Annotated in this window: 29 protein-coding genes; 3 read left to right on the top strand and 26 right to left on the bottom strand. The window is 68.6% G+C overall.

Going from position 1 to position 25017, the window contains the following annotated elements:
- Positions 1-60 precede the first annotated feature (60 nt).
- The 7 genes from P1J78_RS18030 to crcB form a co-directional block, all read right to left on the bottom strand.
- Entirely contained in the window at positions 61-867 is an 807-nt protein-coding gene (locus tag P1J78_RS18030; RefSeq protein WP_275568773.1) for an amino acid ABC transporter ATP-binding protein, read from the bottom strand.
- 10 nt (positions 868-877) lie between these two features.
- A complete protein-coding gene (locus P1J78_RS18035; protein WP_275568774.1) occupies positions 878-2194 on the bottom strand; it encodes an amino acid ABC transporter permease in 1317 nt (438 codons plus the stop codon).
- 1 nt (position 2195) lies between these two features.
- On the bottom strand, positions 2196-3464 hold the full coding sequence (locus P1J78_RS18040) for an amino acid ABC transporter permease (protein WP_275568775.1): 1269 nt from the start codon (positions 3462-3464) through the stop codon (positions 2196-2198).
- Between the two features lie 133 nt (positions 3465-3597).
- Entirely contained in the window at positions 3598-4617 is a 1020-nt protein-coding gene (locus P1J78_RS18045; RefSeq protein ID WP_275568776.1) for an amino acid ABC transporter substrate-binding protein, read from the bottom strand.
- A 205-nt stretch (positions 4618-4822) separates the two neighbouring features.
- Positions 4823-5527: an ATP12 family chaperone protein gene (locus P1J78_RS18050; protein WP_275568777.1), complete on the bottom strand. Its 705-nt coding sequence runs from the start codon at positions 5525-5527 to the stop codon at positions 4823-4825.
- A complete protein-coding gene (locus P1J78_RS18055) occupies positions 5524-6567 on the bottom strand; it encodes an RluA family pseudouridine synthase (protein ID WP_275568778.1) in 1044 nt (347 codons plus the stop codon). The genes P1J78_RS18050 and P1J78_RS18055 overlap by 4 nt, the downstream gene beginning before the upstream one ends.
- Complete coding sequence (gene crcB / locus P1J78_RS18060) at positions 6564-6941, bottom strand: fluoride efflux transporter CrcB (RefSeq protein WP_275568779.1); 378 nt, start codon at positions 6939-6941, stop codon at positions 6564-6566. Before crcB ends, P1J78_RS18055 begins: the two co-directional genes overlap by 4 nt.
- A gap of 82 nt (positions 6942-7023) precedes the next feature.
- Between crcB and P1J78_RS18065 the strand changes: the two genes are divergently transcribed.
- A complete protein-coding gene (locus P1J78_RS18065) occupies positions 7024-7482 on the top strand; it encodes a VOC family protein (RefSeq protein ID WP_275568780.1) in 459 nt (152 codons plus the stop codon).
- A 323-nt stretch (positions 7483-7805) separates the two neighbouring features.
- On the opposite strand, the gene P1J78_RS18070 is transcribed toward P1J78_RS18065, so the two are convergent.
- The 15 genes from P1J78_RS18070 to pheS form a co-directional block, all read right to left on the bottom strand.
- Positions 7806-9119 (bottom strand): replication-associated recombination protein A, encoded by a 1314-nt coding sequence (locus tag P1J78_RS18070; protein WP_275568781.1) that lies wholly within the window; start codon positions 9117-9119, stop codon positions 7806-7808.
- A gap of 4 nt (positions 9120-9123) precedes the next feature.
- Positions 9124-9528 (bottom strand): hypothetical protein, encoded by a 405-nt coding sequence (locus P1J78_RS18075; RefSeq protein ID WP_275568782.1) that lies wholly within the window; start codon positions 9526-9528, stop codon positions 9124-9126.
- 81 nt (positions 9529-9609) lie between these two features.
- A complete protein-coding gene (gene rplQ / locus P1J78_RS18080; protein ID WP_275568783.1) occupies positions 9610-10029 on the bottom strand; it encodes a 50S ribosomal protein L17 in 420 nt (139 codons plus the stop codon).
- Positions 10030-10171: 142 nt separating this feature from the next.
- Positions 10172-11188, bottom strand: a complete 1017-nt coding sequence (locus P1J78_RS18085; RefSeq protein ID WP_275568784.1) for a DNA-directed RNA polymerase subunit alpha — start codon at positions 11186-11188, stop codon at positions 10172-10174.
- Between the two features lie 120 nt (positions 11189-11308).
- Positions 11309-11698 (bottom strand): 30S ribosomal protein S11, encoded by a 390-nt coding sequence (gene rpsK / locus P1J78_RS18090; protein ID WP_275568785.1) that lies wholly within the window; start codon positions 11696-11698, stop codon positions 11309-11311.
- Positions 11699-11712: 14 nt separating this feature from the next.
- Positions 11713-12081: a 30S ribosomal protein S13 gene (gene rpsM, locus P1J78_RS18095; protein ID WP_275568786.1), complete on the bottom strand. Its 369-nt coding sequence runs from the start codon at positions 12079-12081 to the stop codon at positions 11713-11715.
- A gap of 230 nt (positions 12082-12311) precedes the next feature.
- Entirely contained in the window at positions 12312-12689 is a 378-nt protein-coding gene (locus P1J78_RS18100; RefSeq protein WP_275568787.1) for a hypothetical protein, read from the bottom strand.
- A 174-nt stretch (positions 12690-12863) separates the two neighbouring features.
- The gene (locus tag P1J78_RS18105; RefSeq protein WP_275568788.1) at positions 12864-13316 is read right to left on the bottom strand and encodes a YtoQ family protein; all 453 of its coding nucleotides are present in this window, start codon (positions 13314-13316) and stop codon (positions 12864-12866) included.
- Positions 13306-13965 carry a phosphoribosyltransferase gene (locus P1J78_RS18110; protein ID WP_275568789.1) on the bottom strand — a complete coding sequence of 220 codons (660 nt, stop codon included), beginning with the start codon at positions 13963-13965 and terminating at the stop codon, positions 13306-13308. The genes P1J78_RS18105 and P1J78_RS18110 overlap by 11 nt, the downstream gene beginning before the upstream one ends.
- Positions 13966-14034: 69 nt before the next feature.
- Entirely contained in the window at positions 14035-15006 is a 972-nt protein-coding gene (locus P1J78_RS18115) for a hypothetical protein (RefSeq protein WP_275568790.1), read from the bottom strand.
- A gap of 316 nt (positions 15007-15322) precedes the next feature.
- A complete protein-coding gene (gene pheT, locus P1J78_RS18120) occupies positions 15323-17725 on the bottom strand; it encodes a phenylalanine--tRNA ligase subunit beta (protein WP_275568791.1) in 2403 nt (800 codons plus the stop codon).
- 146 nt (positions 17726-17871) lie between these two features.
- Positions 17872-18153, bottom strand: a complete 282-nt coding sequence (locus P1J78_RS18125) for a YrhK family protein (RefSeq protein ID WP_275568792.1) — start codon at positions 18151-18153, stop codon at positions 17872-17874.
- Positions 18154-18216: 63 nt separating this feature from the next.
- On the bottom strand, positions 18217-18627 hold the full coding sequence (locus P1J78_RS18130) for a hypothetical protein (protein WP_275568793.1): 411 nt from the start codon (positions 18625-18627) through the stop codon (positions 18217-18219).
- 80 nt (positions 18628-18707) lie between these two features.
- Positions 18708-19103, bottom strand: coding sequence for a hypothetical protein (locus tag P1J78_RS18135; protein ID WP_275568794.1), 396 nt, complete (start codon positions 19101-19103; stop codon positions 18708-18710).
- A gap of 186 nt (positions 19104-19289) precedes the next feature.
- On the bottom strand, positions 19290-20363 hold the full coding sequence (gene pheS / locus P1J78_RS18140; RefSeq protein WP_275568795.1) for a phenylalanine--tRNA ligase subunit alpha: 1074 nt from the start codon (positions 20361-20363) through the stop codon (positions 19290-19292).
- Between the two features lie 131 nt (positions 20364-20494).
- On the opposite strand from pheS, the gene P1J78_RS18145 reads away from it, so the two are divergent.
- Together P1J78_RS18145 and P1J78_RS18150 are read left to right on the top strand one after the other, a co-directional pair.
- Entirely contained in the window at positions 20495-21910 is a 1416-nt protein-coding gene (locus P1J78_RS18145; RefSeq protein WP_275568796.1) for a GMC oxidoreductase, read from the top strand.
- Positions 21910-22326 carry a hypothetical protein gene (locus P1J78_RS18150; protein WP_275568797.1) on the top strand — a complete coding sequence of 139 codons (417 nt, stop codon included), beginning with the start codon at positions 21910-21912 and terminating at the stop codon, positions 22324-22326. Before P1J78_RS18145 ends, P1J78_RS18150 begins: the two co-directional genes overlap by 1 nt.
- Before the next feature lie 70 nt (positions 22327-22396).
- Here the strand turns inward: P1J78_RS18150 and rplT are convergent, their stop codons facing one another.
- The 4 genes from rplT to pyk form a co-directional block, all read right to left on the bottom strand.
- Positions 22397-22762: a 50S ribosomal protein L20 gene (rplT, locus tag P1J78_RS18155; protein WP_275568798.1), complete on the bottom strand. Its 366-nt coding sequence runs from the start codon at positions 22760-22762 to the stop codon at positions 22397-22399.
- Positions 22763-22774: 12 nt separating this feature from the next.
- Positions 22775-22975, bottom strand: coding sequence for a 50S ribosomal protein L35 (gene rpmI, locus P1J78_RS18160; RefSeq protein ID WP_275568799.1), 201 nt, complete (start codon positions 22973-22975; stop codon positions 22775-22777).
- 283 nt (positions 22976-23258) lie between these two features.
- The gene (locus P1J78_RS18165; RefSeq protein WP_275568800.1) at positions 23259-23480 is read right to left on the bottom strand and encodes a hypothetical protein; all 222 of its coding nucleotides are present in this window, start codon (positions 23478-23480) and stop codon (positions 23259-23261) included.
- 4 nt (positions 23481-23484) lie between these two features.
- Positions 23485-24930 (bottom strand): pyruvate kinase, encoded by a 1446-nt coding sequence (gene pyk, locus P1J78_RS18170; RefSeq protein ID WP_275568801.1) that lies wholly within the window; start codon positions 24928-24930, stop codon positions 23485-23487.
- Between the last annotated feature and the right edge of the window lie 87 nt (positions 24931-25017).

Raw genomic sequence — 25017 nt, forward strand, 5'->3', positions numbered from 1 at the left:
AGCGGTCCGAAACCACGACCGCCGCCGAAGCCTCCGGCGTCACCGTCGATCCGGCGGCCCTCAGTGCCCGAGGATCTGGCTGAGGAACAGCTTGGTCCGGTCGCTCTGGGGGTTGTTGAAGAATTCTTCCGGCTCGTTCTGTTCGACGATCTGGCCCTGGTCCATGAAGATCACGCGGTTTGCCACCTGCCGGGCAAAGCCCATCTCGTGGGTCACGCAGAGCATCGTCATGCCTTCCTCGGCCAGCTCGATCATGGTGTCGAGCACCTCCTTGATCATCTCCGGGTCCAGCGCCGAGGTCGGCTCGTCGAACAACATGATCCGCGGCTTCATGCAGAGCGAGCGGGCGATGGCCACGCGCTGCTGCTGCCCGCCCGAGAGCTGGCCGGGATACTTGTGCGCCTGTTCGGGGATCTTCACCTTTTCGAGGAAGTGCATCGCCGTCGCCTCGGCTTCCTTCTTGGGCGTCTTGCGCACCCAGAGCGGGGCCAGCGTGCAGTTCTCCAGGATCGTCAGGTGCGGGAACAGGTTGAAGTGCTGGAACACCATCCCGACCTCGGAGCGGATCTTGTCGATGTTCTTCAGGTCCGAGGTCAGCTCGATCCCGTCCACCACGATCTGGCCGGCCTGGTGTTCCTCCAGCCGGTTGATGCAGCGGATCAGGGTCGACTTGCCGGAGCCGGACGGGCCGCAGATCACGATCCGCTCGCCGTTATAGACCGTCAGGTTGATGTCGCGGAGGACGTGGAACGTGCCGAACCACTTGTTCATCTCGGTGATCTGGATCGCGACCTCGTCCGAGACCTTCATCTGGCTCGTGTCGACCTGGCGCGGCGCGGGGGTCGTGTCGTGGGAAACGTCGGCCATGGCAGGCTCCTTAGCTGTGGTCGGTCTTGAGCCGGCGCTCGAGATACATCGAGTAGCGCGACATGCCGAAGCAGAAGATGAAGAACAGAAGCGCGATGAAGGCGAACAGCTCCCAGTAGATGCCGTTCCAGGCCGCATCGGCGCGGATCGCGTTGGTCAGTCCGATCGGGTCCAGCAGGCCGATGATCGAGACCAGCGTGGTGTCCTTGAACACGCCGATGAAGGTGGACACGATCCCGGGGATCGAGATCTTCAGCGCCTGGGGCATGATGATCAGCCGCTGCGCCTGCCAGTAGTCGAGGCCGAGCGAATCGGCGCCCTCGTACTGGCCCTTGGGCAGCGCCGCGAGGCCGCCGCGGATCACCTCGGCCATGTAGGCCGATGCGAAGAGCGTGACCATGATCATCACCCGCAGGATGATGTCGAAGTCGGTGCCCGGCGGCATGAAGATGTTCAGCAGCGTCGAGGCCACGAACAGCAGCGTGATCAGCGGCACGCCGCGGATGAACTCGATGAAGCCCACGCAGATCGACTTGACGATCAGCAGGTCCGACTGCCGCCCCAGCGCCAGCACGATGCCGATGGGCAGCGAGCAGCCGATGGCGACGACGCCGATCAGGATCGACAGCATGAAGCCGCCGAAGTCGCGCGACTCCATGGCCTCCAGCCCGATGGGCAGCGCCCCGGAAAGGGCCGAGGAGATGGGTCCGACGAGGAACAGCCACCAGACGACGGCGGCGAGGGTGGCGAGGATCACGGCGCCGAGGCTGCCGACCATCTCGGACAGGTAGCGGGTGCCGAGGATCAGGATGGCAAAGCCCACCGCCACCAGCAGCGGCGACCAGATCGTGCCGCCCCACATCAGCCAGGGCATCAGGAACGGATAGGCCGCGCTGACCCACAGAAGCTTGTTCGGGGCCCAGGGGAACAGCACCGGCGCCAGCGCCACCAGCAGGAGCACGAAGGCGAGGATCGGGCGCCAGTAGAGCTCGGACGGGTAGAAGCCGAACAGAAGCTGCAGCCAGCGTTCGCGGATCACCGCCCAGCAGGCGTGGCCGTGGCTCTCGCCCCAGGTCGCGGTGGCGATCTCGCGGCATTCGCCCAGCGAGTCGGCGAACCAGACGGACTGGAACACCCAGGGCAGCACGCCGGCCAGGACGTAGTAGATGAACAGCAGCGAGACGATCGTGACGACGGTGTTGAACGGCCCGCGGAACAGGTTCTCGCGGCCCCAGCCGATGATGCCGGTGGAGGTGACCGGCGGCTCCTGCTCGGGCAGCATGGTGTCGCGGACGTAGCGGACGGTATCTCCGTGTGTGCTGCTCATGTCACCGCTCCACCAGTTTCACGCGATTGTTGTAGACGTTCATCACCGCCGAGATGATCAGCGAGATGGTCAGGTAGACCAGCATCAGCAGGAGCACGCATTCCAGCTCGCGCCCCGTCTGGTTCATGGTGATCCCGCCCAGCGTGCCGGTGATGTCCATGTAGCCCACGGCGATCGCCAGCGACGAGTTCTTGGTCAGGTTCAGGTAGTGCGAGATCAGCGGCGGGATGATCACCCGGAGCGCCTGCGGCAGCACGACGAGGCTCGTGATCCGGCGCGGGCGCAGGCCCAGCGCCGCGGCGGCCTCGGTCTGGCCGCCGGAGATGGCCAGGATGCCGCCGCGCACGATCTCGGCGATGAACGCGGCGGTGTAGAGCGACAGCGCCAGCCACAGCGCGATCAGCGAGTTGCGCATGTGGATGCCGCCCTGGAAGTTGAAGCCCTGCAGCGACGGGTAGCCCAGGTGGAAGCCCAGCGCCGCCAGCAGCGCGATGGTCGGCAGAAAGAGGACGGCGAGGTTGATATGCCAGATCCGGGGCCTCTCGCCGGTGCGTTCCTGCGTGGCGTTGGCCCAGGCGGTGATCCGGCGCGCGGCATAGATCGAGCCGCCGAGTATCAAAAGAAAGACGATCAGGTCGATGGAGATGTCGAACCGCAGCGCCGAGTCGCCGAACAGGTGGATGTTGCCCAGCGAGCGGGTGAACAGCGGCTCGGGGATGTAGACGCCGCGATTGGTCAGCGCGACGCTGTCGAACACCTTCATCGTGGCGTCCGGCTCGTCGCCGCGGAAGGCGCTTGGTCGTGGCAGGCTTTCGATCAGGATCGCCATGGCCAGCACGATCCACAAAAGCACCGGCACATTGCGGAACATCTCGACATAGACGGCCATGATGCGCGACACCAGCCAGTTGCTGGACAGGCGCAGCACCCCCACGAGGACCCCGACGATCGTCGCCGTGGCGCAGCCCAGGACGGCCACCAGGAGCGTGTTCAACAGCCCGACGAAGGAGGCCCGCATGTGCGAGTCCTGGTTGTCGTACTCGATGAGCTTCTGGTTGATGTCGTAACTCGCCGGCTCGGTGAAGAAGCCGAATTCGACCGGCTTGCCCAGCGCGTTGAGGTTGACGATCGTGTTGTTGATCAGCCAGGCCGCGACCAGCATGAACCCGATCAGGGCGACGACCTGGATGGTCATCGACCGATACCGGGTATCGTAGATCAGCATGCTGAGGCGGAACGACTCCTTCGGTGGCTCCGTAAGTGCCGTCATAGGGATCCCCTGTCTGCCCCGGAGCCTCTCCTCCCGACGCGATTTCGTTCGCGTTCGCGGGCCCGGATGCTTTCTTGTTATTGGCAGATGGCAGAAGGGCGCGGTGTGACCCGCGCCCCTTGCCGAATGCGTCTTACCGGAACGGCGGCGCGTAGAGCAGGCCGCCGTCGGTCCACTGCGCGTTCAGGCCGCGCGCCAGGCCGATCGGGGTATTCTCGCCGATGTGCTTCTCGAACAGCTCACCGTAGTTGCCGCCGGCCGAGATCGCGTTGACGGCCCAGTCCGCGTCCAGGCCCAGCATCTCGCCCAGGTTGCCCTCGGTGCCGAGCATCCGGTTGATTTCCGGGTTGTTGGTCGGCTCCGACGCCATCTCGGCGACATTGGCCGAGGTCACGCCCAGCTCTTCCGCCGCGATCAGCGCGTTCAGCGTCCAGCGGACGATGTCGGACCACTCCTCGTCGCCGTGGCGGACCAGCGGGCCGAGCGGCTCTTTCGAGATGATCTCGGGCAGGATCACGTGATCGCCCGGGTTCTCGAAGCTGGCGCGCGTGGCGGCGAGGCCGGAGGCGTCGGTCGTGTAGGTGTCGCAGGCACCGGCCAGGTACTGCTGCTGCGCCTCGGCGTTGGTCTCGATCGGGACCGGCTCGTAATCCATGTTGTTGACGCGGAAGAACTCGGCCAGGTTCAGCTCGGTCGTGGTGCCGGTCTGGATGCAGACGGTGGCGCCGGCCAGCTCCTTGGCCGAGGTCACGCCCAGCTCCTTGGGTACGATGAAGCCCTGGCCGTCGTAGTAGTTGACGCCCACGAAGGTGTTCTTCAGGTCAACGTCGCGGGTCAGGGTCCAGGTGGTGTTCCGGGACAGCATGTCGACCTCGCCCGAGGCCAGCGCGGTGAAGCGGGTCTTGCCGGTCAGGGGCGTGAATTCAACGGCCTGCGGGTCGCCCAGCACGGCGGCCGCGACAGCGCGGCAGACGGCGACGTCGAAACCCTGCCAGTTTCCGTTCGCATCAGGCGCCGCGAAACCCACGAGTCCGGTGTTCACGCCGCAGTTCAGATTACCGCGCGCCTTGATGTCGTCCAGCGTGGCCGCAGCCGCAGCGCCGGCGGCGAGGCCGGCGACAGTCAGCGCGCCAAGAAAAACGGATTTGTTCATGTTTACCTCTTCCTGAGTTGCCGCCCTTTCCCGTAGGGCGTGTCTTCCGGCCTGGGCCGGATTGAGTTCACGTGAAGGCAGAGAACCCCCCTCAACGACGGGGAGTGTGGGCGAATCCGGCGCGGAAGGTCAAGGCTGCTGTGGAAGAAACGACGCCCTGCCCTTGGGGAAAACACCGCCGTCCGGGGGGCTGGGCGGCCTGTTTTTAAAGCAGTTTGAGAAAGCGGTGCGCCTGCAGGAAGTCCTGCCGCTTGGCGGCCGCCATGGCCGCGGCTTCAGCGTCTTCGCCCCACTGTTCCTCCTGCCAGGTCTCGTCGACGCGCGAGCGCTGCCAGAGCTCTTCGGGCGTCCAGGCGTCGCGCGCGGCGGCCAGCCCGATCACCAGCGAGCCCGACAATGCCACGAGATCGTGAAAGCCCGTCAACTCCCAGTGGGTCATTGCGTGGACCTCGGCGGCCAGCCGGTCGAGCGCGGCGGCGCTTTGCGGCTGGTGCATCACCCCCTCGACCGGAATCAGCCGCGCGCCGAAGGTCGCCTCGGCCCAGTCCAGGAGCGGATCCCAGGCCTCGGCCTGCCGCGCGACGAGGCCCTCGGGGCTGTCGGCGCGGTAGCAGGTCAGGTCGCTGTCGCCGTAGCCCGCCAGCATGTCGGCGACCTCGGCGTGCTGCGGCGCGACCTTCTCGATGGCCGAGTTCGCGGCGCGGGTGAAGGGCATCGTACGCGGGTCGATCGTGCCCTCCTGCGCGTCCCATTCGCGGGCGATCTCGTGGGCGAGCGCCTCGGACGGCACCGTAAGCTCGGTCTTGCCCGGGGTCTTCACGGGGCGGCCGTCCAGCCGCACGGTGAAGCCCGCCGCATGCGGTTCGACGCGCGCCTCGGTCCAGAAGCGGCGGGCCTTCCATTCGCTCATTGCAGGGCCTCGAAGGGGTCGTCGGCGGCCAGGTCCTCGGTCCAGCCGAAGGTGTCCCAGCTGTGTTTCATGTGCTCGGGCAGCGGCGCGGTGACGGTGATCGGCTTTTTCGTCACCGGGTGCTCGAAGGTCAGCGAGCGGGCGTGCAGGTGCAGCTTCTTCGAGATGATGCCGCCCAGCTGCGCGCCCCAGCCGTCGCCCATGTTCTCCTGCGCCGAGCCGCCGTACTTGCCGTCGCCGACGATGGGGTGGCCGATCTCGGCCATGTGGGCGCGGAGCTGGTGGGTGCGGCCGGTCAGCGGCTCCAGCGCGACCCAGGCGGCGCGGCTGGCGACGCGGTAGAGCGTGGCATAGAGGGTATGGGCGCGCTTGGCGCCGGGCGTCGCGTCGATGTCCTGCGGGTGGACGCAGCGCATCTTCTCGCCCTCGCCGCCCTTGCCGTGGCCGCCGGCCTTCACCAGGCCAAAGCGGATCTCGCCGAGATAGGGGGTGGGGACGCCGGCGACGAGCGCCCAGTAGATCTTGCGCGTCTCGCGGTGGCGCAGGGCGGCCGTCAGCGCCTGTGCCACGTCGCGCGAGCGGGCCAGGAGCAGCACGCCCGAGGTGTCCTTGTCGAGCCGGTGGATCAGCCGCGGCTTGTCCTCGTAGCCGAAGCGCAGCGCCTCGGACAGGCCGTCGACATGGCGGGTCTGGCCGCTGCCGCCCTGGGTGGGCAGACCGGGGGGCTTGTTGATCGCGATGACGTGGTCGTCGCGCCAGAGCACCGTGGCGCGGATCATCTCGGCGTCGCGGTCGGACAGCTTCGGTTGCTGCGGCAGGTCGGGCGCGGGCGCGTCGGGCAGCGGCGGCACGCGCACCTGCATGCCGGGCGCGACGCGGGTCGCGGCCTTGACGCGGCCGCCGTCCACCCGGATCTCGCCCTTGCGGCACATCTTCTCGATGCGGCCCTGCGGGACATGCGGGAACTGCCGGCGGAACCAGCGGTCGAGCCGCTGCTCGCCCTCGCCCTCGGCCACGGTCAGGGTCTGCACGCCGCTCATGCCGCGACCCCGCGCGCGACGGCGAGCCCGGCGAAGAGCGCCGCCAGCGACAGCACCACCGACGCCGCGACATAGCCCGCCGCGAGCGTGTGCTGTCCCCGCTCCCAAAGGGTCACCGCGTCCAGCGAGAAGGCGGAGAAGGTGGTGAAGCCGCCGAGCATGCCGGTCACCAGAAGCGGCGCGAGGCGGGTGCCGCCGAAATGGGCCAGCGTCACCACCAGCACGCCCATCAGGAACGAGCCCGCGACGTTCACCGTCAGCGTGCCCCAGGGAAAGCCGTGGCCCATGACACGCACCGCCGCCAGCCCGGTCATGTACCGGCCGGTCGCCCCGACTGCGCCGCCCAGCGCCACCATTGCCACATTCGCCATCATGCGCGCTGACTTGGCGTCTGCCCGGGAAAGAGTCAATCGGCCCGGCTTGCCCCGCGCGATCTCGGTCCATAGGGTCCGGCCCATGCGACTCTTCCACGTCTCCCTCAGTGCGGCGGATCCCGAGCTCGCCGCCCGCTTCATTGCCCGGCTGATGGGCGGCGAGGCGCTGCCGTTCCCGCCCTTTCCCGACAGCTGGATCGCCTTCGGGCGCGCCGACGACGGCACCGCTGTCGAGGTCTACCCGCTCACCCACCGCCTGCTGCCCGGCCCCGGAAACGTGCTGTGCGAAACCGGCGCGGCGCAGACCGGGCCGACCTTCGCCCATGTCGCGCTGGCCTCGCCGCTGCCGGCGGCCGACATCCTGACGATGGGCAAAGCCGAGGGCTGGCCCACCCGCCGCTGCAATCGCGGGCCGTTCGAGTGCATCGAGATCTGGTTGGAGAACCGCCTGCTGGTCGAAGCGCTGGACCCGGAGATGGCCGAAGACTACCGCGCCGGTATGACCGCCGCCAACTGGCGCACGATGTTCGGGATGGTGTGAGGGGGGGGCGCGGTCCGGGCGCTGAGTTGGATCGCAGCCGTGACGGTCGTGCCGCCGGGGAGCAGCAGAAACCATAGCTGTGCTGCGGTCCGGACGATGGCCGCGCGGAACAAGGCCGAAGGCCGCCGCGCGAGCGCCGACGCGCCCCAGAGCGGCGGCGCTGTGGTCGACGTTATCGCAGAGCTCGGAGGTCGTCCGGACCTGGCAGCCATAAAGCGCATCGCTCGGAGGTCGGAGCGCCCCCGCGCGCGTCGGCCCTCGCGCGGCTCCTTTCTCAATACCAATGACTTCCGGCCTTACAGCGCCAACGAATCCCGATCCCCCTACCCGCCGCGTCTCGCCCGCCGCTCGGCGAACCAGTCCAGCCGCTTCTTCAGCTCGCGCTCGAACCCGCGCTCGACCGGGCTGTAATACACCCCGCGCTTCATCCCGTCGGGGAAGTAGTTCTGCCCGGAAAACGCATCCTCGGCGTCGTGGTCATAGGCATAGCCCTCGCCGTAGCCCTGCTCCTTCATCAGCTTGGTGGGCGCGTTCAGGATATGCTTCGGCGGCGGCTCGCTGCCAGTCTTCTTCGCCGCCGCCACGGCGTTCTTGTAGGCGGCATAGCCCGCGTTCGATTTCGGCGCGAGCGACAGGTAGATCACCGCCTGCGCCAGCGCCAGCTCGCCCTCGGGCGAACCCAGCCGCTCGTAGGTCTCCCAGGCGTCGAGGCAGACACGCTGCGCCTGCGGGTCGGCCAGGCCGATATCCTCCACCGCCATCCGGGTGATGCGGCGGGCGAGATACCGCGGATCCTCGCCCCCGTTCAGCATCCGCGTCAGCCAATAGAGCGCCGCGTCCGGGTCCGAGCCGCGCACCGACTTGTGCAGCGCCGAGATCAGGTTGTAATGCGCGTCGCCCGACTTGTCGTATTGCGCCGCCCGCTTCTGCAGCCGGGCGGTCAGCGCGGTCGGGTCCAGCTTGCCGTCGGTCTTCCACGCCGCGATCTGCTCGATCAGGTTCAGAAGCGCGCGCCCGTCCCCGTCGGCCATCTCCAGGAGCTGCTCGCGCGCCTCGCCGGTCAGCGGCAGCGCGCGGCCCATCTCGTGCTCGGCCCGCTGCGCCAGCCGCTCCAGATCGGCCAGGTCCAGCCGTTCCAGCACCAGCACCTGGGACCGGGACAGAAGCGCCGCGTTCAGCTCGAAGGACGGGTTCTCGGTGGTCGCGCCCACCAGCAGGATCGTCCCGTCCTCCATATGCGGCAGGAAGCCATCCTGCTGCGCCTTGTTGAACCGGTGGATCTCGTCGACGAAGAGCAGCGTGCCCTGCCCGTTGCGGCGGCGGAACTTCGCCTCCTCGAACACCTTCTTCAGCTCGGCCACGCCGGTGAAGATGGCGCTGACCTGCACGAAATGCAGGTCCGTCTCATGCGCCAGAAGCCGCGCGATGGTGGTCTTGCCCACGCCCGGCGGGCCCCAGAAGATCAGCGACGACAGCGCGCCCGAGGCCAGCATCACCCCCAAGGGCGCGTCGGGGCCCAGAACCTGCGCCTGCCCGATCACCTCGGCCAGCGTCTTCGGGCGCAGCCGGTCGGCCAGCGGGCGCGGCGCCTCGCGCTCGGGCTTCGCGTCGGGGGTGGTGTCGAACAGGTCGGCCATCGCGTCAGGCCCTTCGTTTCAGGAACTTCAGGCCCGACCAGTCGGCATCGACGGCGCAGACCTTCACGTCGACCCAGCCCAGCGGCAGCACCGCCGCGCGCAGGTCGTCCTCGGTGATCCCGGCATGCAGCTTCGACGATTTCTTCGCCCAGCTCAGCCACAGCATCCCGCCGGGGACGAGCCGCGCCAGCAGGCCGGGCACATGGTCGAGATCCTCCGGCGCGCGCAGGAACAGGTGCACGGCCTCCACGCCCTCCGCCTCGGTATCATGGAGGAAGGCCACGTCGTCCGCCCCGGCCAGCAGGTCGGCATAGTCGGGCGGCGCGCCGTGGACCAGCACGGACCAGCCGGGCTTGAAGCCCAGCTTCTTCGGCAACGGCGTGCCGGAATATCCCGCGGCGGTGGCCATGCCCCCAATCTAATGGACCGCCGGAAAAGCGAAAGGCCGCCCGGAGGGGCGGCCAGTCGATTTCCGGCGCGGCGGCGGGACTCAGCCCTCCGCGGCCTCCTCGGCGGCGAGGCGCTCGCGGTCGGCGAGGCCCTTGGCGTCGGGGTCGCGGTCGACCAGCTCGATGATCGCCATCGGCGCCATGTCGCCATAGCGGAAGCCGGCCTTCAGGACGCGGGTATAGCCGCCCTGGCGCTCGGCATAGCGGGCGCCGAGCACGTCGAACAGCTTGGCCACATGCGCGTCCTGCTTCAGCTGCGCCGCGGCCTGGCGGCGGGCGTGCAGGTCGCCGCGCTTGGCCAGCGTGATCAGCTTGTCCATGACGCGCTTGAGTTCCTTGGCCTTGGGCAGGGTCGTCTTGATCTGCTCGTGCTCGATCAGCGAGCCGGCCATGTTGGCGAACAGCGCCTTGCGGTGTTCCTGGGTGCGGTTGAGGCGGCGGTGGCCGCTGGCGTGACGCATTGTCTTACTCCGTTATCTGCCCTCTACGGGCGGTTTTGCTTTGTCCGGCCGGCGATGCGTGTCACCGGCTCTCCTTGGGGCGCGGCGGCCCGGATCGGGAGCGGCGATTTTTCGACGAAAAATCGCGGCCCCCGGTCGAAGATCAGAACTGGTCTTCGAACTTCTTCGCCAGGTCCTCGATGTTCTCCGGCGGCCATTCCTCGACATCCATGCCGAGATGCAGGCCCATGCCCGAGAGCACTTCCTTGATCTCGTTCAGCGACTTGCGGCCGAAGTTCGGAGTGCGCAGCATCTCGGCCTCGGTCTTCTGGATCAGGTCGCCGATATAGACGATGTTGTCGTTCTTCAGGCAGTTGGCCGAGCGCACGGACAGTTCCAGCTCGTCCACCTTCTTCAGCAGGAGCGGGTTGAATTCCAGCCCCTCGTCCTCGTCGGCGCGGCCGGCGCTCTCCGGCTCTTCGAAGTTGACGAAGATCGACAGCTGGTCCTGCAGGATGCGCGCGGCATAGGCCACCGCGTCGTCCGGGCTGACCGAGCCGTCGGTTTCCAGCTTCAGGGTCAGCTTGTCATAGTCCAGCACCTGGCCTTCCCGCGTCGGCTGCACGTCGTAGGAGACCTTGCGCACCGGCGAATAGATCGCGTCGATCGGGATCAGGCCGATCGGCGCGTCCTCGGGGCGGTTCTTGTCGGCCGCGACATAGCCCTTGCCGGTGTTCACGGTCAGCTCCATGAACAGGTTGGCGCCCTCGTCGAGGTGGCAGATCACGTGGTCCTTGTTCAGGATCTCGATGCCCGCGGATTCCGAGATGTCGCCGGCGGTGACGACCATCGGCCCCTTGGCGGAGATCGACAGGCGCTTCGGCCCCTCGACATCCATGCGGATCGCGACGCCCTTGAGGTTCAGCACCACGTCGGTCACGTCCTCGCGGACACCGGCGATGGAGGAGAATTCGTGCAGGACATTGTCGATCTGGACCGAAGTGATGGCCCCGCCCTGCAGCGAGGACAGCAGCACCCGGCGCAGCGCGTTGCCCAGCGTCAGGCCGAAGCCCCGCTCCAGCGGTTCGGCCACGACGGTGGCCTGCCGCGCGGGGTCGTTGCCGGGCTTGACCTCCAGCTGCGACGGTTTGATGAGTTCCTGCCAGTTCTTGTGGATCATGCTTTATGGCCTCCATTCCTGCCCGACGCCCGATGACCCTTGGCGGCGGACTCCCGAGGTAAAAACGACAAATCGGACCGCGCGGGGCAGGCGCGGTCCGGGATTCGATACGATCCTCTGTCAGACCCGGCGGCGTTTCGGCGGGCGGCAGCCGTTATGGGCGATCGGCGTCACGTCGCGGATCGAGGTGATGTTGAAGCCGACGGCGGCCAGCGCGCGCAATGCGCTCTCGCGGCCCGACCCCGGCCCCTGCACCTCGACTTCCAGCGTCTTGACGCCGTGCTCCTGCGCCTTGCGGCCGGCATCCTCGGCGGCCATCTGCGCGGCGTAGGGCGTCGACTTGCGCGAGCCCTTGAAGCCCATGGTGCCGGCGGACGACCACGAAATGGCGTTGCCCTGCACGTCGGAGATCAGGATCTTGGTGTTGTTGAAGCTGGAGTTCACGTGGGCGACACCAGCGGCGATGTTCTTGGATACCTTGCGCTTCGGGGCGCGGCGATCGCGTGCCATTTACCTGCTCTCCCTTACTTCTTCTTGCCGGCGATCGGCTTCGCGGGGCCTTTGCGGGTCCGCGCGTTGGTATGGGTGCGCTGTCCGCGCACGGGCAGGTTGCGGCGATGCCGCAGGCCGCGGTAGCAGCCCAGGTCCATCAGGCGCTTGACGTTCATCTGCACCTCGCGGCGCAGGTCGCCTTCGACCGTGATGTTGGAATCGATATGTTCGCGGATCTGCAGAACCTCGGAATCCGACAGCTCGTTGACCCGGCGGGTCTGGTCGATGCCGACGGCATCGCAGATCGAGCGGGCGGTCGAGGGGCCGATCCCGTGGATATAGGTCAGCGCGACCGGGACGCGCTTGGCGGTGGGAATGTTGACGCCGGCGATACGTGCCACGTAGGAGTGTCCTTCTCGGTTGCGGTTCCGTAACCCCAGAACCTTTTTTCACAACGGAAGCCCGAAGGCATTTGCGCCGACGGGCCTTTGGGCTATTCTTCTGACTGTACGAGCGGGGCGCGACCCCGGGCTGCAGCCGATTCTCTGTCGAGACGCTGCGGAATAAGGGCGTGACCGGGAAAGGTCAAGGCCTCTCCCGGCGGTTTCGCGGAAAGCGGACCCGCAATCCCTTAAAGTTCGGTTGACGGCGGCACTTCGATTGCGACGGAGGTCTCGGCGGCCGGGTCCACGCCCGCCATGTCCGGCGCCCCCAGAAGCGGCACGCGATAGATCACCCAGTCCGCGGTCCGCGTCACCTCGCGCCCGCCAGTCTTGATCTGGAAGGCCGGCCGGCCGTCGAAATCGACGGGGCAGCCGACAAGATCCTCGTCCTGGCTGACATAGGGCGCGGTAAGCGCGGTCTCGCCGACGCGGACGCACGGGTCGTCGGAGCCGCGATAGCCGGTGCCGAAACGCAGTTCGGGCTCGGCCTCGGCCCCGCGGCTGACGAATTGCGCACAGGCGGCCAGCGGCAGGACGATAAGACTTGTCAGGACAATGCGGAACATGGGACCCCTCCCAAAGGATCGACCTCGAAACAGCGACAGTATTGCCCGAAACCGGGAATTCGCGAAGAGCCAATTTTCCGCTGGCGCCGGTCGCGAAACAGTGGACGCCCGACGGCCACACTGTCTCTTTTTGCCGGACGACCGCCCGGCGCCTGGCGGCCGACAGCGCAGGGTCTACCGCGCCGGCAGCGCCCCGGTCAGCACGTAGCGCAGGATATCCACCACCTGCCGCGGCTCCTCGGCCACGGCCAGCGCGGCGGCGTCCACCTCCTTCAGCGCGTGGGCGTGGTCCGGCCCGTGCAGCACGATCAGCGACTTGCCCAGCGCCGCGGCATAGCCCGCGTCGAAGGCCGCGTTCCACTGCTTGTACTTGTCGCCGAAGCGCACCACCACGATATCGGCGTCCTCGATCCCTTGCCGGGTGCGGATCGCGTTGACCATCGCGCCCTTGTGGTCGTGCCAGTACTTGTTCTCCTCCGCGCCCAGGATCGCGACGCCGCAATCGTCGCTCGCCCCGTGGTCGGTCACGGGCGCGTCGAAGGCCACGTTCAGCCCCTTGGCCCCCTCGACGATCTGTTCGCGCCAGTCGGTATGGATCTCGCCCGACAGGTAGACGTTAAGCGCCATCTTGTCCCTCCGCGTTCCGGTCCAGGCAGGCCACGACCTCGGCGTCGCTGGTCTGCCCGAATGCTATATATCCCTGACCCACAGCATGGAAAGGCCGCGGTGTCACGAGGCAAACGACCGCGTCGGCCAGACCCGCGAAATCCTCTTCCACCCCCGGCGGCCCCACCGGCACGGCCAGCAGCACCCGCGCGGGCCGCCGCGCCGCCAGCCCCTTCAGCGCCGCGCGCAGCGTCGCGCCGGTGGCGATGCCGTCGTCCACGACCACCGCGTCGCGCCCTTCCAGCGGCACCGGCGCCCGGCCCTTCAGGTACAGATCCCGCCGCTCGGCCAGCACGCGGGACTCGCGCGCCACCGTCTCCTGCAGGTCGTCCCGGCTCAGGCCCAGGCCCGCCAGCACCTCCTCGTTCCACACCGGCTCGGGCGGGTCGCCGTCCACCAGGGCGCCCACGGCATATTCCGGGTTGCCCGGCGCGCCGATCTTGCGGACCGAGACGATGTCCAGCGGCGCGCCAAGCCGCGCGGCCACCGGCGCCGCAACCGGCACCCCGCCCCGCGGCAGCGCCAGCACCACCGGATCCTGCGGCGCCAGCGCCGCCACCGCCTCGGCCAGTCGGTCCCCGGCGTCCTGCCGGTCGCGAAAGCGTTCCATGTCGCACCTCCTTCCCGCAGCGTCGCCCGTCCGGCGGCCGATTGTCAAAGCGCCCGGCCGCGGCGAGCGTCACAGCGCCAGCCGCCAGAACACCGGCAGCCCGCGCCGGCGCAGCTTGCCGATCGTCTTCCGCTTGTAGCGCGCCAGGAACGGCGGCGCCTCGGCCACCGGCTCGAACCCGAAGGATTTCGGCAGCGCCGAGTACAGCGACACCGGCGGCGTCCGCCCCCGGATATGCTTGTAGACGGCCCCCGCCTCCGGCTGATGCATCCAGATCTCGGCGATCCCGAGCTCTTCCACCAGCACCGCGAGCACCGCCAGCAGCATCGCCCGCGGCCAGATCCGCCCGTAGCGTTGCCGCAGCGCGTCGGAATACCCGCAGATACGCCGCACCTCGGCCCCGCGCTGCGCGGTGCGCCGCAGGTAGAGGGCGGTCTCGGCCGCGAAGCGCAGCCAGTCGTTCTGCACCTCCTCGATCAGCGCGACCCCCGCCGCGCAGTCCACGTCCACCCGCGCCCAGGCCAGCGTCGGCCGGCCGCTCCGGCGGATCGGGTGCTCGACATACTCGAAGGTCTTGCGCCGCTTGCCCTGCCCGTACTGTGCCATCAGCCAGGCGTGGTCCGACGGGAAGCCGAGCTGGATCACCAGGTTGCCGCCCGACCGGCTCATCTGCGCCGATTGCGGCTGGTGGCCGGTTCCCCAGGCGGCAAAGCTCAGCCCGAAGTCGAACCACGGCACGTCGAAGGCCGCGATCGCCCCGGCCAGCGCCGGCCGCGACAGGTCGCGCCGGGCCGCGACGTCGGCCTGCCCGGCGGCCCACACGTCGCCGGGGTCCAGCACGCCGCCGCACTCCGCCACCACAGGCTTGACCAGCGGGCGGTCGAGATAGCGCGCCAGCGGCCCCTGGCGCAGCACGGCCACCTTCTCGGGCGCACGCATCCGGCGGGCCAGAAGCCAGGGGCTCTCGCGGTCGGCGTAATAGGGAAACGCCATCTCGTCCGGCAGATCCTGCCGGATATGATCGATCTCGTGGGGAAGCATCGGTCTTTCCCGCAAAACGTCATGGACGCCCGCGGGAAGACCCGTCGGACGGCGGCTAGGGCAATCTCGGCGCGCGAGGCGCGGCTGTCGGTTTCATGTCGTCTCCGTCCATTGGAGTGTCGAGGCCTGCGCCTTTACCCCAAGTCACCCGGTTCGGGCAACGATTTTCTGCCGCCGAGCGCGCGGGCCCCGGCCCAATCGGACTGACCCCGCAACTTCTTCTCGTTGAAAAATACGCTCAGCGGCGGCGCCCAGGCACACTGAACGACGGGGACAGCGCCGCCCCGCGGATCGGACCGCGCCAGCGGTCCGACCCCTAGCCTCGCAGCGTCCCGCCGGTCGCCTTCGCGACCTTGTCCACGATCTTGGCGCCGACCGCCTCGATGTCCTTTTCGGTCAGCGTCTGGCCCTTCGGCTGCAGCCGCACGGTCAGCGCCAGCGACTTCTTGCCCGCGCCCAGCGCGCCGCCGACGAACTCGTCGAACACGCGCACATCCTCGATCAGCGTCTTGTCGGCTCCGGCGGCCGCGGTGACCAGCGCCGCCGCCTCGACGTCCTCGTCCACTACGAAGGCGAAATCGCGCTCCACCGCCTGCAGGTCGCTGATCTCCATCGCCGCGCGGGTGGCGCCCGCGGCGCGCCGCGCCGGCACTTCCTCGGGCCAGAGGGTGAAGGCCACCACCGGCCCCTTCACGTCCATCTCGCGCAGCACCTTGGGATGCAGCTCGCCGAACACGCCCAGCACCTTCTTCGGGCCCAGGCAGAGCATCCCGTGCCGCCCCGGATGCCACCAGCCGCGCGCGCCGCGCTGGATCTGCATCTTCGCCGGCGCGCCGATGGCCGACAGCACGGCCTCGGCATCCGCCTTGGCGTCGAACACGTCGACCGGCCGCCGCGCCCCGTGGACGTCGCGCGGGGCGGTGTGGCCGACCAGCAGGCCGGTGACCAGCAGATGCTGTTCCTCCGGCTCGCCGCCATGGAAGGCGGGGCCGATCTCGAACAGCGCGAGGTCCGAGAAGCCGCGCGCCTGGTTGCGCGCCGCCGCCTGCAACAGGCCGGGCAACAGCGCCGGGCGCATGTGGCTCATCTCGCTGGAGATCGGGTTCTCCAGCCGCGCCGCATCGTCGCCGCCGCCGAACAGCCGCGCCGAGGCCTCGTCGATGAAGGAATAGGTCACGCATTCGTTGTAGCCCAGCGCCGCGCAGGTCCGCCGCGCCATCGCCTCGCGCCGCTGCATCGGCGTCAGCACCGGCTTCGGCACGCCCGCCTGCGGCCGCGGCATCGGCCGGCCCTTGAGCTTCGTCAGCGACGCGATCCGCGCCACCTCTTCCACCAGGTCCGCCTCGCCGCGCACGTCGGGCCGCCAGGACGGCGGATGCGCCATGTCGCCCTCCAGCCGGAAGCCCAGGGCCTCCAGCGTCGCGCGCTGCGTCGCTCCGGGGATGTCCATGCCGACGAGCGATTCCACCCGGTCGGTGTCCAGCCGGTAGGCCCGGTCGGTGTCCAGCGGCGCGCCGTCCTGCACCACCTCGGATGCCTCACCGCCGCAGATCTCCAGGATCATCCGCGTCGCCGCCTCCAGCCCCGGCAGCGTGAAGTCCGGGTCCACCCCCCGCTCGAACCGGTAGCGCGCGTCGGAGTTCAGCTTCAGCCGCCGCCCCGTCGCCGCGATGGTCACCGGATCCCAGTAGGCCGACTCCAGGAACACGTTCACCGTCTTCTCGGTGCAGCCGGTATGCGCCCCGCCCAGGCAGCCGCCGATGCTTTCCAGCCCCTCGGCGTCGTAGATGCCCATCATCCCCGGCTCGACGGTATAGGTCTTGTCGTCCAGCCCTTCGTACTCGGTCGGCCGGTCGACCCAGCGCACCTCCAGGTCGCCCTTGACGATGTCGGCGTCGAAGACGTGCAGCGGCCGGTTCCGGTCGTAGGTGAAGAAGTTGGTGATGTCGACGAGCGCCGAGATCGGCCGCAGCCCGATGGCGCGCAGCCGCTGCTGCAGCCAGTCGGGGCTGGGCCCGTTGGTCACGCCGCGGATCACCCGGCCGGTGAAATGCGGGCAGCCTTTCGCCTTTACGTCATCGGCGATGGTCACCTTGATCGGGCTCTGGAACGCGCCCGGCACCGGCGCTACGTCGCCCGGCTTCAGCACGCCCAGCCCGCGCGCCGCCAGATCCCGCGCCACGCCCCGCACCCCCAGCGCGTCCGGCCGGTTCGGGGTGATGGCGATCTCGATGACGGGGTCGACCTTTTCCGGCTGATGCTCGGCCAGCCAGTCGGTAAAGGCCGTGCCCACCGCCGGCGCGCCCGGCAGCTCGATGATGCCGTCATGCTCTTCCGACAGCTCCATCTCGCGTTCGGAGCACATCATGCCGTGGCTCTCGACGCCGCGGATCTTACCGACCTGGATCGTCGTGTCGATCCCCGGGATATGCATCCCCGGCTTCGCCACCACCACGCGGATGCCTTCCCGCGCGTTGGGCGCGCCGCAGATGATCTGCTTGTCGCCCTCGTCCGTCTCCACCTGGCAGACGCGCAGCCGGTCGGCATCCGGATGCTGCTCGGCGCGCTTGACATAGCCGACGGTAAAGCCCTTCAGCGCGTCGAGAGGGTTGATCACCTCCTCGACCTCCAGCCCCAGATCGGTCAGCGTCTCGGCGATCTCGGCCACGCTCGCCTGCGTGTCGAGATGCTCCTTCAGCCAGGACAGGGTGAACTTCATCGCGCTTCGGCCTCTCGCCTCGGTTTCGGATCGCGCCGTCCTTACCCGAAGGCTGGCGCGACCGGAAGGGCCACGACCCCTTCATCTTGGCCGGAATACGCAAGGGGGCTGATGCGGTCGCGAGGGGCGGTGCAGGACAGCGCCCCTCAGCCCTCCATCCGTTCCGCCAGCGTCTCCAGCTTGCCCATGCGCGCCAGCTTGATCTCCCGCGCCAGCCGCAGCGACGGCTTGGCGGCGAATAGCAGCGAGCCCACGACGAACAGCCATATCGCCGCCGTCTCCGTCTCCTGCCAGAAGAACAGGACCGACCCGACGAAGAAACAGACCGCGGCCGAGAAGTCGACGCAGGTATAGACCAGCTCGAACATCGCGTAGACGCGGCGCGTGTGGTGGTTGCGCTCGCGGTTCTCGTGGCGGAACAGTTGCATCGGCTCTCCCCTCTGTCGCGGCCTCACCCCGCCAGAGCTAGCAGCCCCGCCCGATCCCGCAAGTCAGTCGTAATAGGTCGTCTCCGCCCGCACCGCCCGGTCCAGCGCCCCGAAACAGTCGCCCATGAGCAGGGTGAACGAGGTCGGAAAGGCCGGCTCGTCGAACAGAAGCCGTGCCTGACCCCAGTTCCCGGTAATCGCCTCGCCATAGCCCAGATCGGCCGGGCAGGTCGCCGCGCCCTCGCCGATCCAGAAGGCGTCATGCGTGCCGCGGCTGTCGTAATTCCCGGCCAGTCCCGGGATGTACAGCTTGGCCGGATAGCCCTGATCGGTGGTGAAGGAGAAGATCGCATAGCCCTCCTCCTCCGCCAGATAGGCGATCATGCCGGTATCGGCCCGCCAGGTCTCGTCGGCATGCGCCGGGGCGAGCGGCGCCAGCAGGGCCGCCAGGGCGGCCGGCAGAAAGAAACGCATCGGAAATCTCCTTCGGTGGGACTCCGGGTAACGTGCCGCCGCCCCGTTCGCCGGTCAAGCCGCTTGCGCGGGCGCTGCGGTCACTCCGCGCAGCGAAACCCGAGATTGATCGAGGGCGCCAGCCAGCTTGCGTCATGCGCCATGGTCACGGCCAGCCAGTCCGGCCCGTCCGTCCCCGCGCTGATCCGGAAGGTCTGCCCGCCATACATCTCCCCGGCCTCGTCGGCCCAGCGCCCCACACCCTCGGCGCTGTCCGGCCCCGTCTCGTACCATTCCAGCTCCGCCGTCCAGCCGTTGTTCGACGTCAGATAGTACGTCTCGGCCGCATCGTCGCGCCGCACGGTCAGCATGCAGGGCAGACAGGGAAAGGCCGTGGTGTCCGCATAGACATAGGTCTCGCAGAACGGGTAGCGCTCCTGCGCCGTCGCGGGCATTGCTGTCAACGCCAGACCTGTCAGTACGATCAGCTTAAGCATCACCGCCTCCCTCCCGTGGCGCGTTTAGAATGCCGCGCCCTTCACAGGGCGGTCAAGCAGCGCCTCGGGCGACCGAAGGCCGGAACGCAGGGGTGGTCACGCCCCCGTCCGGCCCAGCAGACCGCCCCCCACCTTCTTCTCGTTCCAAATACGCCCGCCGGAGGCATGGCCCGAAGGGCCATTCCCTCACCGCGACAACCCGCCCGCCAGCGTCGGCACGTCGAGCGCCGCGAAGCCGTAATGCTTCAGCCACCGCAGGTCGCTGTCGAAGAACGCCCGCAAATCCGGGATGCCGTATTTCAGCATCGCGAGCCGGTCGATCCCGATGCCGAAGGCGAAGCCCTGCCACTGGTCGGGGTCGATGTTGCCGGCGGCCAGCACCTTGGGATGCACCATGCCCGAGCCCAGGATCTCCATCCAGTCGTCGCCCTGCCCGACCTTCAGCTGCCCGCCCTCCCAGGAACAGCGCAGGTCGACCTCGGCCGAAGGCTCGGTGAAGGGGAAGTGCGAGGCGCGGAAGCGCAGCTCCACCTCGTCCACCTCGAAGAAGGCGCGACAGAATTCCTCCAGGCACCACTTCAGATTCGCCATCGAGATGTCGCGGTCGATCGCCAGGCCTTCGACCTGGTGGAACATCGGCGTGTGGGTCTGGTCGTAGTCGGCCCGGTACACCCGCCCCGGGCAGATCACCCGCAGCGGCGCGCCGGCCAGCTCCATCGCGCGGATCTGCACCGGCGAGGTATGGGTGCGCAGCACATGCGGCGGCCGGTCGTCGCCCTCGGCCTGCGCCATGTAGAACGTGTCCATCTCGGTCCGGGTGGGATGCTCGGCCGGGATGTTCAGCGCGTCGAAGTTGTGCCAATCGGTCTCGACCTGCGGGCCTTCGGCCACCGAAAAGCCCATGTCGGCGAAGATCGTCGTGACCTCCTCGGTCACCTGGCTGACGGGGTGCACCGTGCCCACGCGGCGGTGCCGGCCCGGCAGCGTGACGTCCAGCCACTCGGTCCGCAGCCGCTCGTCCAGCGCCGCATCGGCCAGCGCGGCCTTCTTCGCCGCCAGCGCGCTGTTGATCTCGTCCTTCAGCGCGTTCAGCTTGGGCCCCATCACCTGGCGCTCTTCCGGGCTCATCTTGCCCAGCTCGCGCATCTTCAGCGAGACCTCGCCCTTCTTGCCCACGGCCTGCACGCGCAGATCCTCCAGCGCGGCCTCGTCGCCGGCGCCGGCAATCGCATCCAGGTATTTCTGCCTCAGATCGTCCATCTTCGCCTCGCCGGATCGGGTGCCGGCATCTGCTACCCAGCGCGCTCCCCGAATGCAAGGCCGGCCCGCTTGCCTTCGGACCGGCCCCCCCCCCCTATACTCCGCCGAAACGGGGCAGGAGCAGTCGGCCCATGTTCGACCGGATCACCGCGGCCGAGGCCGCCGCCGAGCGCTGGGACGTCGTGATCGCCGGCAGCAGCTTTTCGGCGATGTTCTTCCTTCGTGGCCTGCCCCGCGACGCGCGTGTGCTGATCGTCGAGAAGGGCCCGCTGATCCCCCACGCGGTCCAGGTCGAGGAGAGGTCGCGCCCGCAGGAGCCCATCGCGCTCGACAACCGGTCGGACATGCCGAAGCGATGGGTCGCACACACCATGTTCGGCGGCAATTCCAACTGCTGGTGGGGGCAGGTCCCCCGGTTTCACCCGGCCGATTTCCGTCTGTTCGAGGATCACGGGGTCGGCGCGCCCTGGCCGCTGGACTACGACGCGCTGGAGCCGTTCTACGCCGAGGTCGAACAGGTCATGGAGGTCGCGGGCCCCGACGACGACCCCGTTCATCCCCGGTCCGGCCCGTTTCCCTATCCGCCGCATACCCTGTCGCGCACCGATGCCGCCTGCATCGCCGCGCGCCCCGACATCTGGCTGCCGGTGGCCTGCGCCCGGGCCAATGGCGGGGCGCGCAACCCGTGCTGCGCCAACGGGGTCTGCGACCTCTGCCCCGTGGATTCCAAGTTCTCGATCCTCAACGGCATGGGCGCCTTCACCCGCGAGGGCGTGCGGATCGCGATGGAGACGGAGCTCCGCCAGGTCGACATCGCCGCGGGCGCCGCCACCGGAGTCCTGCTGCGCGACGCGGACGGGGCCGAGACGCGAGTGCACGCCGGCCACGTCGCCCTCGGCACCAACGCCATCGGGAACGCGGCGATCCTGCTGCGCAGCGGCCTGACAAGCCCTGCGCTGGGCCGCTACCTGCACGAGCAGACAAGCCAGGACGTGATACTGGACGTGGGGGCGCCGAACTACTTCGGCGGCACCTCGATCACCGGCCACTGCTTCGCCTTCTACGACGGCGCGCACCGCGACACGACCGCCGCGGCGCTGGTCGAGAACTACAACGCCCCGAACGAATTGCGCAGCGACCGTGGCCGCTGGATCGAACGGATGAGACTGAAGCTCATCGCCGAGGATCTGCCCCAGCCCGGCAACCGCATCACGCTCGACGACGCGGGCGAACCGCAGATCACCTGGCTCGGCCATTCGCACTATGCCTATGCAGGTATCGCACGGGCAGAGGAGCGGCTGGCCGATATCCTGCCGTTTCCGGTGGAAGGCATCGTAGGCAAACGCTTCTCCCACACAGAGGCGCACATCCAGGGCACCCACCGCATGGGCCACGACCCGACGCAATCGGTCACCGACGACCTGTTGCGCTGCCACGGGCTCGGCGGGCTTCACGCGCTCGGTTCCGGCGCCTTCCCCACCTCCTCGGCCGCCAATCCGACGCTGACGCTGTCGGCGCTGGCGCTGCGTGCCGGGCGGTCGGTCTGATGCGGCGGCGGGCGCTTCTCGCCGGGGGGCTCGGCGCGGTGGCGGCGGCGGTGGCCCTGCCGCTCGTGACCCGGCGGATCGAGGACGAGCTGCGGCGCATCCTGCGCGACGGCTTCGGCGACAAGATCGCCGGCAATCCGGAAGCGGCAGTCTTCATCGTCGATGTCGCGGCGATCTGGAACGACACGACCCCGCCGGCACAGCGCATCACCAAACCTACGACCTGGATGCTCAGCCCGCTCCTGCCCGGCCCCCGCGCGGAACGCGCCGGCCTGGAAGAGGCGGTCATCCGCACCTTCCTGCGCGCCACGAACGCGGTGCGCGCCCACGAAACCGGCGAGCCGCTGGTCTATCTGGGGATGCCCGACCCCTATGCCAGGCCCTGCGCCAACCCGCTCAGCGCCATGTGGCTCTGATCGCCGCGCAAAGGAAAGGGGCCGCGCCCGGACGGCACGGCCCCCGATTGTTTCGCTTCGCTGACCCCGGTCAGGCCGGCAGCGCGGCCTTGGCCTGGTCCACGATGGCGCCGAACGCCTCGGGCTCGTTGACGGCGAGATCGGCCAGGACCTTGCGGTCGACGTCGATCCCGGCCAGCCCCAGGCCGTTCATGAAGCGCGAATAGGTCAGCGCCTCGTCATGGGCGCGGACCGCGGCGTTGATCCGCTGGATCCACAGCGAGCGGAAGTTGCGCTTGCGGTTCTTGCGGTCGCGGGTCGCGTATTGGTTCGCCTTGTCGACGGCCTGCGTGGCGGTCTTGAAGTTCGTCCGGCGCGACGAGTAATAGCCCTTCGCGGCCTTGACGACCTTGCGGTGGCGGGCGTGGGTGACGGTGCCCCCTTTGGTGCGCGGCATATCAAATCCTCCTTAGCGGTCGTACGGCATGAATTTCTTCGCGATCTTCTCGTCCGGCTTGGACAGAAGATCGGTACCGCGCGCATTGCGGATGAACTTGTTGGTGCGCTTGATCATCCCGTGGCGTTTGCCGGCCTGGGCGACCTTGACGCGGCCGTTGGCCGTCACCTTGAAGCGCTTCTTGGCGCTCGACTTGGTCTTCATCTTCGGCATTTCCGTCTCCTTGCGGTTTTCAGCGCGACTCGGCATGCCAAACCGGCCGGCCGCGCAGTTCTTCCAGAGCGCGCCGTATAGGGCCCCGGCGCCGGTCGTGCAAGAGGGTTCCGCGGGCGGACCGGGCGCGCGGCGTCCGTCCGGACACTGCGCGCCTCCGGCGGGCGTATTTCTCACGAGAAGAATTCCGCGATCGAGGTTGGCGAACCGGCGTCCCCGTGGCGCCACCTCTCCGCCTGCCGGAACAGGCTTCCGCAGACGCACCCCGTTCGACGCCGGCCCGCTACCGGACGAAATACGCCACGACCCGCACGAAGGCTTCGGGCACCTCTTCCAGCGCATAGCTCTGCTGGCTGAGCGCGACCCCGGCCAGCCCCGCGCCGATCAGGATCACGATGCCGGCCACCCAGGGCCGACGGCGGTCGGCCAGCGCCCCGAGTAGCGCGGGAATGGAAAAACCGCAGACCAGTATCCCGATGACGAGGAAGAGGTCGGCCTGGCTCACCGCCCTACTCCGGCTCGGCCGCGTAGATCTTGCGTTCGTCGCAGGGCGCGACCCGCAAGATGTTGGTCGTCCCGGGAATGTTGAAGGGCACGCCGGCGGTCACCACGATATCGTCCTCGCGGGTGGCGAAGCCCTCATGCGTGGCCGCCCGGACGGCACGTACCACCGCCTCCTTGAACCGACCCATCTCGTCGGTCTTGACGCAATGCGCCCCCCAGGTCAGGCAGAGCCGCCGCGCCGTGGTCACCGTGGCGGCCAGCGCGATGATCGGCACCCGCGGTCGCTCGCGCGCCACCAGCGACACGGTCCGGCCGGACTGCGAGAAACAGGCGATGGCCTTGATGTCCGCCGTCTCGGCGATCTCGCGCGCGGCCGAGACGATGCCGTCGGCCACGGTCTGCTTTTCCGCCCCGCGCGACGCCTCGATCACCTGGCGGTAGGTGTCGTCGCTCTCCACCTCGACGGCGACGTTGTGCATCGTCTGCACCGCCTCGATCGGGTAGCTGCCGGCCGCCGATTCGGCCGACAGCATCACCGCGTCGGCGCCCTCGTAGATGGCGTTGGCCACGTCCGACACCTCGGCCCGCGTGGGCATCGGGCTGTCGATCATCGATTCCAGCATCTGGGTCGCCACGATCACCGGCTTGGCCACCGCGCGGCACTTGCGGATCAGCCGCTTCTGGATCGGCGGCACGTTCTGCACCGGGCATTCCACGCCGAGATCGCCGCGCGCCACCATGATCCCGTCGGATACCTCGAGGATCTCGTCGAAGGCCTTCACCGCCGACGGCTTCTCGATCTTGGCCAGCACCGCGGCGCGGCCGTTCACCAGCTCGCGCGCCTCGATCATGTCCTCGGGCCGCTGCACGAAGGACAGCGCCACCCAGTCGACGCCCAGCTCGCAGACGAAATCCAGATCCTTGCGGTCCTTCTCGGACAGCGCGTGCAGCGGCAGCACCACGTCGGGCACGTTCACGCCCTTGCGGTTCGAGATCGTGCCGCCGGCGATCACCTCGCAGCTCGCGAAATCGGCGCCGCACTCCTGCACCCGGAGCCGGATCTTGCCGTCGTTGACCAGTACCGTCGCCCCGGGCTCAAGCGCCTCGAAGATCTCCTTGTGCGGCAGCTGAACGCGCGTCGCGTCGCCCTCCGCCTCGTCGAGGTCCAGCCGAAACAGCTGCCCCGCCTCCAGCTCCTCTTCGCCATTGGCGAAGACGCCGACGCGCAGCTTCGGCCCCTGCAGGTCGGCCAGGATCGCGACGGGGCGGCCGGTGTCCTCCTCGACCCGCCGGATGTTGGCGTGGCGCAGCGCGATCTCCTCGTGGGTGCCGTGGCTCATGTTCAGGCGGAACACGTCGGCGCCGTTGCGGAACAGGGCGCGGATCATGTCGTAACCGTTGCTCGCGGGGCCCAGCGTCGCCACGATCTTGATGTTGCGAAGACGTCTCATGGGCTACTCGTCCTATGCAAGTGTTAGCGGTCCCAGCGCGGTTCGCCCCCCGTATGGAGCAAAAGCCCCAACGTGACAACTGGCGCT

The organism is Psychromarinibacter sediminicola (assembly GCF_029168335.1).
GTDB classification, from domain to species: Bacteria; Pseudomonadota; Alphaproteobacteria; order Rhodobacterales; family Rhodobacteraceae; genus Psychromarinibacter; species Psychromarinibacter sediminicola.